Annotated in this window: 13 protein-coding genes and 1 pseudogene; 2 read left to right on the forward strand and 12 right to left on the reverse strand. The window is 37.4% G+C overall.

Features of this window, described 5'->3' with window-relative positions; all coding sequences use genetic code 11:
- Positions 1–233 precede the first annotated feature (233 nt).
- From IV513_RS13335 to IV513_RS13380, 10 genes and pseudogenes are all read right to left on the reverse strand, one after another.
- Positions 234–584, reverse strand: a complete 351-nt coding sequence (locus IV513_RS13335; RefSeq protein WP_245168947.1) for a transposase — start codon at positions 582–584, stop codon at positions 234–236.
- A 116-nt stretch (positions 585–700) separates the two neighbouring features.
- Positions 701–1,575: pseudogene (locus IV513_RS13340) on the reverse strand (RteC domain-containing protein).
- Positions 1,576–1,652: 77 nt separating this feature from the next.
- A complete protein-coding gene (locus IV513_RS13345; RefSeq protein ID WP_209391062.1) occupies positions 1,653–3,923 on the reverse strand; it encodes a multicopper oxidase family protein in 2,271 nt (756 codons plus the stop codon).
- 24 nt (positions 3,924–3,947) lie between these two features.
- Positions 3,948–4,397: a heme-binding domain-containing protein gene (locus IV513_RS13350; RefSeq protein ID WP_209391063.1), complete on the reverse strand. Its 450-nt coding sequence runs from the start codon at positions 4,395–4,397 to the stop codon at positions 3,948–3,950.
- Position 4,398: 1 nt separating this feature from the next.
- Complete coding sequence (locus IV513_RS13355) at positions 4,399–5,058, reverse strand: DUF3347 domain-containing protein (protein ID WP_209391064.1); 660 nt, start codon at positions 5,056–5,058, stop codon at positions 4,399–4,401.
- Positions 5,059–5,097: 39 nt separating this feature from the next.
- Positions 5,098–5,592 (reverse strand): DUF305 domain-containing protein, encoded by a 495-nt coding sequence (locus IV513_RS13360; RefSeq protein ID WP_209391065.1) that lies wholly within the window; start codon positions 5,590–5,592, stop codon positions 5,098–5,100.
- A 45-nt stretch (positions 5,593–5,637) separates the two neighbouring features.
- On the reverse strand, positions 5,638–6,516 hold the full coding sequence (locus IV513_RS13365) for a DUF3347 domain-containing protein (protein WP_076784360.1): 879 nt from the start codon (positions 6,514–6,516) through the stop codon (positions 5,638–5,640).
- Between the two features lie 215 nt (positions 6,517–6,731).
- A complete protein-coding gene (locus tag IV513_RS13370) occupies positions 6,732–6,923 on the reverse strand; it encodes a hypothetical protein (RefSeq protein WP_076784359.1) in 192 nt (63 codons plus the stop codon).
- A 270-nt stretch (positions 6,924–7,193) separates the two neighbouring features.
- Positions 7,194–7,334, reverse strand: a complete 141-nt coding sequence (locus IV513_RS13375; RefSeq protein WP_209391068.1) for a hypothetical protein — start codon at positions 7,332–7,334, stop codon at positions 7,194–7,196.
- A gap of 87 nt (positions 7,335–7,421) precedes the next feature.
- The gene (locus tag IV513_RS13380; RefSeq protein WP_076784358.1) at positions 7,422–9,269 is read right to left on the reverse strand and encodes a chloride channel protein; all 1,848 of its coding nucleotides are present in this window, start codon (positions 9,267–9,269) and stop codon (positions 7,422–7,424) included.
- Positions 9,270–9,492: 223 nt separating this feature from the next.
- Here IV513_RS13380 and IV513_RS16015 point away from each other — a divergent pair, with 223 nt between their 5' ends.
- Positions 9,493–9,870, forward strand: a complete 378-nt coding sequence (locus IV513_RS16015) for a saccharopine dehydrogenase NADP-binding domain-containing protein (protein WP_317196427.1) — start codon at positions 9,493–9,495, stop codon at positions 9,868–9,870.
- Between the two features lie 30 nt (positions 9,871–9,900).
- On the forward strand, positions 9,901–10,263 hold the full coding sequence (locus tag IV513_RS16020) for a dihydrodipicolinate reductase C-terminal domain-containing protein (protein WP_317196428.1): 363 nt from the start codon (positions 9,901–9,903) through the stop codon (positions 10,261–10,263).
- Between the two features lie 63 nt (positions 10,264–10,326).
- Here the strand turns inward: IV513_RS16020 and IV513_RS13390 are convergent, their stop codons facing one another.
- Complete coding sequence (locus IV513_RS13390; RefSeq protein WP_209391066.1) at positions 10,327–11,613, reverse strand: DUF389 domain-containing protein; 1,287 nt, start codon at positions 11,611–11,613, stop codon at positions 10,327–10,329.
- Positions 11,606–12,949, reverse strand: coding sequence for a Na+/H+ antiporter NhaA (gene nhaA / locus IV513_RS13395; RefSeq protein WP_209391067.1), 1,344 nt, complete (start codon positions 12,947–12,949; stop codon positions 11,606–11,608). Before nhaA ends, IV513_RS13390 begins: the two co-directional genes overlap by 8 nt.
- Positions 12,950–13,206 lie beyond the last annotated feature (257 nt).

A 13,206-nucleotide genomic window follows, 5' to 3' on the forward strand; every position in this document is an offset into this window, starting at 1 on the left:
AATAACTTCTTTTACCATGATTCAATATCTCAATTTTTTCGTCTTCAAGAGAAGTTTGAATAAGTTAAAAATTAATTTGTGCTAAATGCACAACAGGTAGATGATCCCAATTTTATTATCAGTTGCCATATTCTGCCTGCTTTAATTTACAATACAAAATTGGCTATAATTAGTTTTAACAAACAGTGTGGTCATAAAGTATTTAGTAACAAATTCGGGATTTCTTAATTAGTTTAACACATCTTAGCTATACTTATCGTGGTGAAGCAACAGGCGAAACCCTCGATGATGTTATGCCTTTTGGGTACCAGTACAGGTTCAAAACTGCTTGCCCTGTCTCTGGGAACTTTGATTTCACTCTCCCCAAAAGAGGATTTTATTTTCTTGGTTCCATGCCCGTTGCGATAGTTCCCTTCTTTGGTTTTTTCATGTTTTTCATTGTCCAGATGAGCATCAAGTTCTGCCTCCAGCATATGTTCAACGGCACGTTTGTGCATCTGTTTGAAGAAAGAAGTTAAATCTTCTCCATTTTTAAAGGACTTGTAGAAATCCTTGTTATTTAATAATTCTTCTTTGTCAATCATAACTATATAGGTTAAAAATAATAAAAAGTTATTTCCGAAAATTATTTTTGAGCTTTAGAGGGCTCAAAATTTTTCAGAATAACTTTTCTACTTACACAGTTAGTAGGACACTACCATTATATTTCGTCCTCTACATCCATTTTCTTAATTAAGGTATCCCGTAAATTGTCAAGGAATTTCGTTCGGTTAATTTTACGGGCTTTCAATTCCATAAACGTATGGTAGAAATCGCCCAAATCAATATTAAATGTGCTTTCAAATGTTTTGGCAATTAGTTTTATATCGGTATTTCCGTTGTTGAATACACCTTGTGCGTAGAGTGCATAAATCAACTCGGTTAATGCTATTTTACTTCCCGTTCAGCTCAAAGGAGATTTACTATTTGCTTTCTTATAATGTTTGTTATTTAGCTGGTCTTCAAGATAAACTTGTATTAAATCGTTTGCCAATATCTTAGCTACTTTGTAATCGGCAATGGTAGAAAAGGAATGGTCTGTTTCAAAATAGATGGTATCTAAATTTAGCTTAATATCATACTTTCCCCGAACAAATAGTTGGTTATCAATAAAGGTATTGTTAGTACGGTAATATTTATAAAATTCAAGATTATTGTCAAAAAATCTTTTGAGTTTCTTCAATTCGGTATTGAAGTATTTCTTTGCAGACTTTGTTTCATTTGGTTTTTTACTTTCTATTTTGCACAAAACAAAATGAGGGTATAATTCTGTCCAACGTTCGGGGAGACTTACAAGATAGCATTGTAATAAATTAGTTTTGAAACAATGACAGGTTTTTGATGTTTGAAAAAATGGATTTCTTCTTCTGTGTTTTTAAACCCACTTTTCAGAATGTTTTTCTTTAATTCTGATAAAAATTCAATAATTATATTTATAACGGTTTCTATCCTTTAGATTGGGCAATCAGCTTCAATTTCTAATTCGTCGATTTCTGTTTCCAGCTTAAAAAGTGTTTGTGTATAAAATTTATTCATTTTGAAGTCTTAAAATTTGGTTTACTAATAGAGATGCCTAAATCTGTCAGATTTAGGCATCATCCAGCTAATACCCTTTAATATGTCAACGCAAGCCCGGCTCCAAAACCCATATCGCTATCGTAGTGAGTACGAATGCCAATGTTTTTATTGATAATATACCTAAGCTCTGCCATATACTCAAAATCTGTATTGACCATAAAACCACCTCTTAATCTTTTTGAAATCGGAATGTCTTCACGCATTAATGACAGGCGTACAATACCATCGTGATAGACTTCTGCCTGAAAGTTTACCAACATTGGCAAAGTATACATAAAACCTAAACTGATGGCTGTGCGTGTGTCTTTTTCATTTTTCTGTCCGAATAAATTTGTTTCGTGTTCATCTATACCCATTTTACGGTAACGCCAGTCAAAACCTATAAATGGCATAAACCATTGCATTTTTCCGATGTATCTTCCTAAATGTGTTTCTACTTCATAACCGTGCATATCATTGTAGCCTAAACGCCATTCTGTACCTAAACTCCACCGTGCATTTTGAAGCATCGCTTCTCCATCGTTACCATTGGTTGCAAAATCATTCTGTGCCATAAAGTGTGGCATATTGCTTTCTCTCTGCAATTTATTGTAGGCTTGTTTTTTGTTGGGTAAGTACGGATTTTTATAGTCGTCAACAGCAAAAACCCTGTTCATACCCGACATCATATGGTAAAGTATATGACAGTGGAAAAACCAATCTCCCTCTTCATTTGCTAAAAATTCGATGGTGTCTGTTTCCATTGGCATTATATCCAAAACATTTTTGAGTGGTGATTTTTCGCCTTTCCCATTAATTACCCTAAAATCGAAACCGTGCAAGTGCATCGGGTGTCGCATCATTGAATTATTGTAAATGGTGATGCGTAAAATTTCTCCTTTTTTTACGGGTATTTTATCGGTTTCAGAAAGTATTTTATTATCCATACTCCATACATATCGGTTCATATTTCCCGTAAGGGTAAACTTCAATTCTTTGACCGGAGCATCTTTAGGAAGTTCCGTATTGTAAGGAGATTGCAACATTGCATAATTCAGCGTTTTGATTTCTCCCAAAGCATTTGCATTGTAACGGTTGGGGTCATTATCCATATTCATATTGTGCCCGCTATGGTCTTCTTTAGGTTTAGCCTCTCCAGTAATTTCGGGATACATTACCACATTCATATCCATTTGGTTCAGGCTCATTTTCATACCCATATCGTCCAAATCTCCATTCATCTTCATCATATCGTTCATCATCTTCATCCCCACAAAATATTTCAATCTTGGGAGTGGCGATATTAACTGTTTGATACCATTGCCTACAAAATAGCTTGCCGATTGTGTTCTGTCTTCAGTTGTGGCTAAAAACTCGTAGGCAACTCCATCGTCAGGAATTGTTACCACAATATCATAAGTTTCGGAAACCGCAATGAATAACCTATCTACTTCTACTGGCTCTACATCATTACCATCATTGGCTACTACTGTAATTTTACCGCCTGCATATCGTAACCAAAAATAGGATGATGCTCCGCCGTTTGATACTCTTAATCTAACTTTATCTCCTGCTTTTAGTGTTTTGCCATCAACTGTTTTTAAATCGGTAGTATGATTTCCGTTGATTAATATTTTGTCATAATACACATCGCTTACGTCCATTGCCAACATACGTTTCCATTCGTTGGTCAATTTGGTTTTGAAATGTCCCTCTCTGATGGCTTCCGCATAGGACTGTGTAGCATTCTTTTTTATCGCTGCCCAATCATTGGCGTTGTGCAACATACGGTTAATGTTATCGGGATTTAGGTTTGTCCATTCGCTTAAAATGATGGGTACGGTCGGCAAATCATCAATTCCTTTTCTAAAGGTTTTATCGTCATCACGCTTTTTCATCACAAAACTGCCATACATTCCAATCTGCTCCTGCAAACCTGAATGGGAATGATACCAATGCGTTCCGTGTTGGATAATCGGGAAACGATAGGTGTATGTTGCTCCTGCTTCAATAGGTTTTTGTGTCAGCCACGGCACACCGTCTTCTTTGTTAGGCAAGAACACACCGTGCCAATGGAGCGAGGTACTTTCTTTTAATTGGTTATGCACCACAATCTCGGCAGTGTCGCCCTCAGTAAATGTGAGCGTTGGCATTGGTATCTGACCGTTTACTGCAATAGCCCTTTTTTCTTTTCCTGCATAGTTCACAAGTGTATCTTTTACATACAGCTCGTATCGCACTACTTTTTGTGCGAAGAGGGATTGCGAACATAGCAGTATAAAAACTCCCTGTAGCAATCTTATGGTAATATTTCTGGATATATTCATTTTTATATTTTTTATTAATGAAACTTACTCCTGCTCTTTTAACCAATTGGTTAATGTTTTGATTTGTTCATCATTCAGTTTTGCATCTTTGTGCATCAATGTATATGAGGACAGAGGCATTTGCTTCGTTTCTATTTGTTCTTTGATTGAGTTTAATAATCTTTCTTGTTTCCTGTTTGTGTATGTACCCCATTCGTTGAAATTCAAATCTTCTTTTGCGTTGTTAATATGATTTTCTACTATGGCTCTCGCAGGCTGTATATAATCGTACCAAACGTATTTGGTATTGTTGCTATGACAATCGTAGCAAGAGGTTTGGAGCATCGCTTTTACTTCAACAGGCATTTTATAGACTTGCGTAAAATCGGTGGTGTAAACCTGCCCTTTATCTACATTAAGGGCAGGCTGATAAAATTGAATTGCAATAAAAATAAACAGCACTATTGCTAAAATTATCTTTAATACTTTCTTCATTTTATAATTCCTTTTTTACAGAACCGCAGGTAAGCATCTGATTACCGTAATATGGATTTTTTATTGCTTTGGCTTCGCTAATCCAAACCGCACCTTTACCATCATTGTACATTGGGCAATAGTCCTGATATAGTTTTTGTGTAGTCCCAAATAATGCAATAAGGTCGGAAACATCTTTACTTAACGATGCTAAATGCTCTCTTTGATGGTCTATTTTGCCAGCATTGTCGCCAATGTGTTCCGCATTTTCCTTAGCATTTTCGAAAATATCCATAAACTCCTTATGCTTGTTGGCAGGTATGGTTTTCATATCCACCTTGTTTAAATTAGCAAAAAGTTGTTTTCCTGCATTAGCCGCTGCTCTGTCATTATCTGCAACGAGTGCATTTTTTAAAACAAGATAATCCTTAACAATAGGTGCAATAGAGAAGTTTTGCGCTACCTCTTTTACTTCTTGTTGTTCAGTTTTTTTTGCTGTGGCATCTATTAATGTCATTGTACTATCCGTATCATTTTGTGTTGCTGATGACAAATCTTTAGTTTCTGATATTGTTGTACTGTCATTAGCTTGCTGGTCGTTGCTTTTATTTGAAGACTGATTGCACGAAAGTGATATTATTGCAATCGTTGCCAATGCGATGGAGAAAAATATATTTTTCATTTTAATGCTATTTAATGTTATTAAAGAAATTTTTGTTGTTTACTTGTTTTCAAATTCTTTCAGCTTACGCTTCATAAGTTCGATTTCTTTTGCCTGTGTTTCGAGTATGTTTTTTTGCAACTCTATCAGCTCGGGGTCGGTTAGCTTTGCTTTTTCGGACATCAGCACTGCTGCTGCGTGATGCGGTATCATACCTTTTACAAATTGCTTATCGCCCACATTTATTTGCTCCCTAATTCCAAACCACGAAAAGATACCAATCCCAAGAGAAACCGCAATGACTGCCCAATTGATTTTTTTGTTTTGATACATTCCTTTCATTATCAATAATTCAATAATCAGCATTGCTGAAACCATCAGCAGCGTCATATATAAATTGTTGATGTTCGGGATAAGATTATTCAATCCGTCAATCATAGCATACATAATAAAATACATAGCTATAAACATTGCAACAGCCATTACAGCAAAGCGTTTGTACATTGCTAAAGAGTGATTGGGGTTATTTTCTTCACTCTTTTGTTTATGTTGCATTCCGTGTTGGTTTTCATACTTTCCATAACAATTATTTTTTATTTGCTATTTAATAGTTTCCTGCACACTACCACAGTTAAGCATTTGAGAGCCGTAATACGGGTTTTTAACAGCCTCTTCCTTACTTAACCAATTTGCACCTTTACCATTGTTATACATTGGACAATGCTGATAATAAACAGGTGTCTCTTGTTTAGATACCTTAACTAATTCGTACATATTTTTAGAAAGCAGAGCGAAAATTTCCCTTTGTTTGGCAACATCTTTGGAAGCAGCAATCTTTTCGGCATTTGCAGTCAGTTCTTTCATTACTTTCATCCAAACGGTATGTTCTTCATTAGATAGTTTTGTCATCTCTACCGCTTTGATGGCTTTGACCAATTCTACCGCTTTTGCCGAAGAAGTACCTGCATCGGTTTTTACCAAGGCATCTTTTACCGAAAAGTAGTTATCGAAAACGGCTTTTAATTGTGGTACATTTTGCGTTTCAGTGATATTTTTTTGAGCCATACCGCTTTGGTTATGATTGGCGTGTTCATTTTTCATATCCATAGCAGCATCTTTGGTTTTTGCTACTGGCTTTAGTTCTCTGCTGTACTGGCAACATCCCGGAAGTTTAGCATAAACATCATCAGGAGCTAAGAATTTTTCGCTGTCGTAACCAGCCAAAGCGATACGTTTCAATATTTCATCCTGATCGGTCTTATCGCTGTCATAAGTGAGTGTAGCCATTTTAGTATCTTTATTCCATTCTACACTGGCTACCTTATTCACGTTTCCTGCTTTTTCGATAGTGGCTTTACACATACCACAATTGCCGTAAATTTTTACGGTTTCTGTTTTCGCATTCTTGATTTGTGCGAAACTGTTTACTGATGATAGTAATACGGCGATTACCATCACTATTTTTGATAATGATTTCATTTTGAAAATTTTTAATTTAGTAAGATAAACAAAGGTTGTGCGAAAACTAAATAGCTTTCGACAAGACATACCTGTGGCTAACAAGCCACCGTTTTAGCTTATTTTAGGCGGTTGCCAAATGGAAGAGTAGCCCGAAGAATAGTAGGTTTGTTTGAACCCGAACTTTTGCTTTTTAGTTTTGGCAAAAGGGGTTGTTACTTTTAAATGTATTGGTATTAGTAAGCTAACAGAAGATGAAGAAGTACTACATCCACAAGAGCCGTGTTTACAATTGCCGTCGCAGTTGTGACCATCCTTACATTTTTTACAGGACTTGTCCTTGCAACTGCTTTTATGGTGAGATTTTTCAGATTTTTCTTTTGAGCAACTTTTTTGTTCTGTCTTAGCTGTTTTTTTGGTACAAGCATAGCTTATGCTTGGCATTAGGAAAAAGCCCAAACACAATAAGATGACAAAGCTGATATTTTTACTCAAATTTTTCAACACTATAAACTTATGAAATTATTTCTTTTAATTGCTATATTTTGCACTTTCTTAAATCTTCAAGCTGAAATACATATTGCACTCTATAAGTTTTTTTAGCGATTTTCGTTCATTACTACCTTAAAATATTTCAAATGAAAACAATTAGATAGGTAGCTCAAATAGAAAGCTATTTTATAGTCAGAGGCTCTATCTTAAACCCAGCATTTTTGTATCGTTTCGATAACTTGTTCCTCTGTAATTCCTGTCGATTTTACGGTCAGTATCTTGTCTTTATTTGGTGAATTATCTTTATTTTCGCTGTCTTCGTAATTAAATAATTGCTTTCCTTCCATTTTTTTTTCTCAATCATAACAAAATTCATTCCTACTCCAATTGTCTATTAATAGGTACATAATTTTAGATTCTTTTGATAGTAATGTTTAATTGGAGTATCCTTTCAGCAACTGCCTGTAACTCATTAAAATCGATGATTTCGAAATAAACCCAAGGAAGATATTCTGCTGATCAACGACAGGCAAGCTCCACGTACCAGTGTTGTCAAAGATCTGGAGTATCTCTCTCGGCTTATCGTCGGGATGGATGAATGCAGCCGGGGCTCTCATTATTTTTGTTATCGTAAGGGTCAAATCATTTTCATCATTGAAAAAATAAGGTCTGATATCGTCTAACGTTAGAATACCTCTTAACTTTTTATGATCATCAATAACTGCGAAAAAATTCTTGTTCCCGTTCTTTACTAAATCAGACAATTCTTCTATTGAAGCATTTTCATTAATGGTTTGAGAATATCTGTCAATGAAATCTTCTGTATGGAGTGAGAAAAGAAGATTCTCGTCATGCTGATTCGTGAAAATCTTACCCTGGTCGGCCAAAGATTTTAACTCGGGAGATATGGGTGAAAACCATTTTGCAATGAGATAGGAGATCACCGAAACGATCATCAAAGGTATAAACAAGTCGTATCCAAAACTGGACTCAGCAATGAGAAATATGGCCGTTAGCGGGGCGTAAAGAACACCGCTCATCGCACCGGCCATTCCTACCAGAACTAAGTTTGATACAGGAACGTCCTTAAAGCCGATCTGCTGGCAGATTACGGCAAATAAAAATCCGACGGTTCCTCCTGCAAAAAGTGATGGTGCAAAATTACCTCCATTTCCGCCGCTGAAAATGGTGAAAGATGTTGCAAAAGCCTTTAACAGACATACACAAATTAAAAATACAATGATCGTCCATTCTTTGATGTCAAAATATCTAAAGAGACTGTTTTCGATGATCGAGTTTGTATTACCATTGGTAAAAGCTTTCACGGTATCGTAACCTTCTCCGAACAGTGGCGGAAAAAGCATGCAGAGTAACGATAGGATCGCACCGCCCAGCATTGCCTTCCGCAATCTGGACATTTTCAGACCTTTGATAAAATGCTCTACCTTTTGGGAAACCATTAAAAAATATCTTGCATACAGCCCTGTGATAATACCCAGTATAAGATAGTAGGGAAGATTCCTGTAATCAAATGCTTCTCTGGTATGGAACCTAAAAAGGATATCTTCCTGAAGTAGAATTCTTGATAGGAGGCTACCACATACCGCAGCAACTACCAGTGGGATAAAATCTGTAAAAACTACGCCTGTCAATAGGATTTCAAAGGCAAACATGACTCCGGCAATAGGAGCGTTGAATGCCGAGGCAACACCAGCTGTGGCTCCGGCTGCCAAAAGTAGTGTTCGTTCCTTGTAATTCAGGCGGTAGGTCTGCGCGTAATTGGAACCAATGGCCGCACCGGTCACAGCGATAGGGCTTTCTAAACCGGCAGATCCTCCGAGACCTACGGTTATTGCACTTTGGACAATTTGGGAATAGGTCTTCACGGAAGAGACGATACTCGAATTCTGGGCGATCTCATACAATATAGCGCCTATCCCTTTTCTGTCCTGTCCTTTGAATATCGTCAACACGATGCTGGTTGTCAATACGATTCCCAAAAACGGAAAAATGATATAGAACAGGATCTGATATTCAAAATGAACCTTGTTCGTGATAAAGAAATGGATATTGTGTACTATTGTTTTCAGCAGAACACCAGCCAGACCTGCTGTACAGCCCACTAGAATTCCGGAGAGAAGTAAAAACTGGCTGCGGCTCAGCCTGTTGTTGAGCCAGTGGAGGATCAATTCATAGCTGCGGGCTTTTTCAAGTCCATATTTTTGGAAGTCTCTCTTGAACCTGAGAAAACTTATATATCTCTTTTTATTGTTGATATTCACTTACTATAATTGCTTTTATTTGCGCTAGGATCTTGATTGGAATGCGCATTTTTAGGGTTATTGCAAATATACCAAAAGCTTATGGGATAGTCATCTCTATCTCAGTGAAATCAATAAGATCTGTATCCTAAAAGTATGGTAGAAAACGATCTTTCATTTTTTTTGTATCTTACTACGGTCAATTATTCGAAATCATCAATTAAAAAATATAAAAATTGTAATTATGAAAATAGGATTATTAGGATTTGGGAAGGCAGGTAAAGCAGTAGCGAATGTTATTCTTCAGCACAAGGATTTTTCACTGGAATGGGTTCTGAAGAAAACTGATACGCTGAATAAGCTTTCTGCAAAAGATATTCTTGGGATCTCAGCATCGGATGATGCATTGATCTATTCTCAAAACAGCACGGACATTGAAACATTACTTGAGGATCATCCTGTAGACTTTGTTATTGATTTTTCCAACGAAGAAAGCATTCATCTTTATGGCAAGTTCGCAGCCCGTAAAAAGATAAAGATCATCTCAGCCATTTCGCATTACGGAGAAAATGAGATCAGGGTTCTGAAAGAACTTGCAACTGACACTGTGGTGTTTTGGTAGCCAAACATCACATTAGGCGTCAACTACCTGCTGTTTGCGGCATCGCTGTTAAAAAATATAGCGCCTGGTGTTGATATTGAAGTGGTCGAGGAACACTTCAAAGTCAAATCCGGCGTGTCGGGAACAGCAATGAAAATTGCGGAAACTCTGGATATTGAAACGGAAAACATCAATTCTGTCAGGGCTGGCGGTATCGTTGGAAAACGCGAGGTCATCTTTGGGTTTCCTTACCAGACCGTTCGACTTGTCCACGAATCCATATCACGAGAAGCATTTGGAAGTGGTGCATTGTTTGTCGCTGAGAACCTTAAAAGCAAACTGAAAGGATTGTATAATTTTGAAGACATCCTGCGGCCTTACTTTTTCGCTCAGACTCCAGATATGTTATCTTAAAATCTATCAGTTGGAAAAATGCCATTCCAATTTAGGAATGCCATTTTTGAAGTATATTTCAATCTAGTTTTCAGAATTGTTTAAAAGTTTGACATTTTTCTCATTCAGCCTTTTTTCAAGCCAGCTTTTGAGCTGTAATTCATTCACTTTCTTTCCAGAGTAGATCATCACAAATTGGAGCCTGGCACTGTCCGTTTCGGGATATTGGGCTATCTTTCCGTAGGAAACACCGGAAATATCCGGATATAGGATTTGTATCTCTTTCCCTAGTGTGGAGTCTGAAACTTTATAATTATCCAGTTCTGACCGAAGGCTGGATAAGGCTATATCCTTCTCTGATAGATTCGTATTGTTTTTGTTGATCTCACTCAGTATCTCTGATTTCAGATCGGAATTGTTTTGCCTAATGTTGATCTTTGTATTTGCAAGCCCGTTATCAGACAGCATCTTGTTGTAAGACTTGATCTCTTCAGTAGTGAATTTTTTATTAAGGAATGCAACGTCGATGGTCTTGGGATTGGCGTTGTAATTTATCTTTTTATAGATCAATGTGTATCCATTCTTTTCAAATTCTTTTTGGAGGAAAAGTTCTGCGGTCTTCGTGAATTTCTTTTCATTGTACAGGTTGTAGGCCAGATATAAACTTGGAATGATCATTACCAGTATTAACAGCGATATGCTGTACCTAATCCTTTTTTCATATTTGTTGTCAACAATAGAGGAAGGATAATGCAGATATTTCACGACAAGAAAAGTAGCAATGCATATAAAAAAGCAATTGATGCTGTAAAGATAGAATGCGCCGATGAAATAAGAAAAATTAAAAGTAGCAAGACCAAATCCGGCCGTACACAGGGGAGGCATCAAGGCCGTTGCAATGGCAACACCGGGAATAGGATTCCCTTTCTCTACCCTTGTTATGGCTATGACACCTACCAGTCCGCCAAAAAAAGCGATCAGAACATCGTAGATGTTGGGTGCAGTCCTTGCCAAAAGTTCTGATTGCACGTCCTTAAAAGGACTGATGTAGAAATAAAATCCAGAAACCAATAAGCTCACCACCGTTGCGATGATAAGATTCTTGAACGATTTTTTGAGCAGAGGAAAATTATAGGTCCCAAGAGCAAATCCAGCACCTACGATCGGGCCCATTAACGGAGAGATTAGCATAGCCCCGATAATGACTGCGGTGGAATTGACGTTAAGACCGATTGATGCGATGATGATCGCACAGGCCAGGATCCAGAGATTTGAACCTCTGAATGAAATATTGGACGTGACATTTTCCAATACCTTATCCTTTTTCTCCTCACCATTGTGAAGATTAATAAAATTAAAGATATTATTCATCGTTTTGCGTCTTTTTAGAATCCTTGTTAAGAATGATATAGCCTATAATTCCTCCGATCAAGGAGGCTGCAAATATGCCGATCTTTGCCTGTGTCTGGTATTCTTCGTGGCTAAAGGCAAGGGAGGTCACAAACAGGGACATCGTAAATCCAATGGATGCCAGAAAACCAAGTCCGAGCAGATTGCGGATATTCATTCCCTCAGGTAATTGGGCAATTTTTAGTTTAATAAAAACAGCAGTGAAGCCTACAACACCTACGACCTTTCCGACCAACAATCCCAATGCTACACCCAATGCTATATTGGTGTCAAATAAACTGTTAAGGTCAATATTTAACGATACCCCGGCATTGGCTATTGCAAAGATCGGTATGATAACGAAAGTTACAACGGGATGCATCGCGTGTTCCAATATCTGAAGGGGAGGAGTGGCGGCATTTGTTGCCTCATTGATCTTTTCCAGAACATGCAGCTGGTCGTTGGTCAATGTAGGTGTATTTTCAGTGGGGTCTAAATTTTTAAACCTTTCCAGATAGCTGCTGATCTTGGCAATGAAAAGATTTTCTTTGATCTTCACATCTGCAGGAATGGTAAAAGCTGCCAGCACGGCAGCTATGGTTGCGTGGACACCGGAAATCATAAAACAGGTCCATACACCAACGATACCAAGGAACGCAAAGAAAAATATGGATCTCACACCCATCTTATTCCCCAGGTACATTATTGCAAGTATCAGAAGCCCGATCGATAAATACGTCAAGTTGATGTCGGATGTATAAAAAAATGCAATCACCAATACCGCGCCCAGATCGTCAACGATGGCCAACGCTGTAAGAAAGACCTTTAAGGAGAGCGGAATTTTTTTTCCCAATAAAAAAAGAACGCCTAAGGCAAAAGCAATATCTGTGGCCATGGGGATTCCCCATCCCTTATGCATCTCTCCGGAAGGATTAAGCATCAAGAAGATCACCGCCGGCATGACCATTCCGCCAATAGCCGCAACAATTGGTAATAATGCTTTTCTTGGATTTGATAGTTCCCCGCCGATGATCTCCCGTTTAAGTTCAAGTCCTACAACAAAAAAGAAAACCGACATCAATCCGTCGTTGATCCAGTGGTGAACGGTGAAATCAAAAAAGCTTTCCCCATTCCATCTGAAGCCAAGGGTTTGCTCCAAAAAATGATGATAGCCATCGGATAAGGGTGTGTTAGCCAGTATAAGAGCAATAATGACACTAATGCCCAAAAGCAATCCTCCGGATTTTTCCTGTTGGATAAATCGCTGGACAGGCTGCGTAATTTTGTCAATTGGCTTAGTGGGATAGTTGTTTTTCATAGTTAATAAGATAATGGTGACAAATTTATGAATACTGGAGTGAAAAACATAAGGACTTTAGAAAAGTTATCCTGACCAGTTATCCGGAGAATTGGATCATCTCCAAATCATTTAGTAGACGTTTCTCAAGCCCATACTGTATTGTCATATTAAACAAAACCCGTTGTGCATTATGAAATAAAAAAGTAAAAAGTTGTTCATTTGATTGAAAATCAGTAAATTGAATTAGCCATAATACATTTACAATGAACAACTTA

The sequence above is a fragment of the Chryseobacterium sp. RR2-3-20 genome (assembly GCF_017808115.1).
Taxonomy (GTDB): Bacteria; Bacteroidota; Bacteroidia; order Flavobacteriales; family Weeksellaceae; genus Chryseobacterium; species Chryseobacterium oryzae.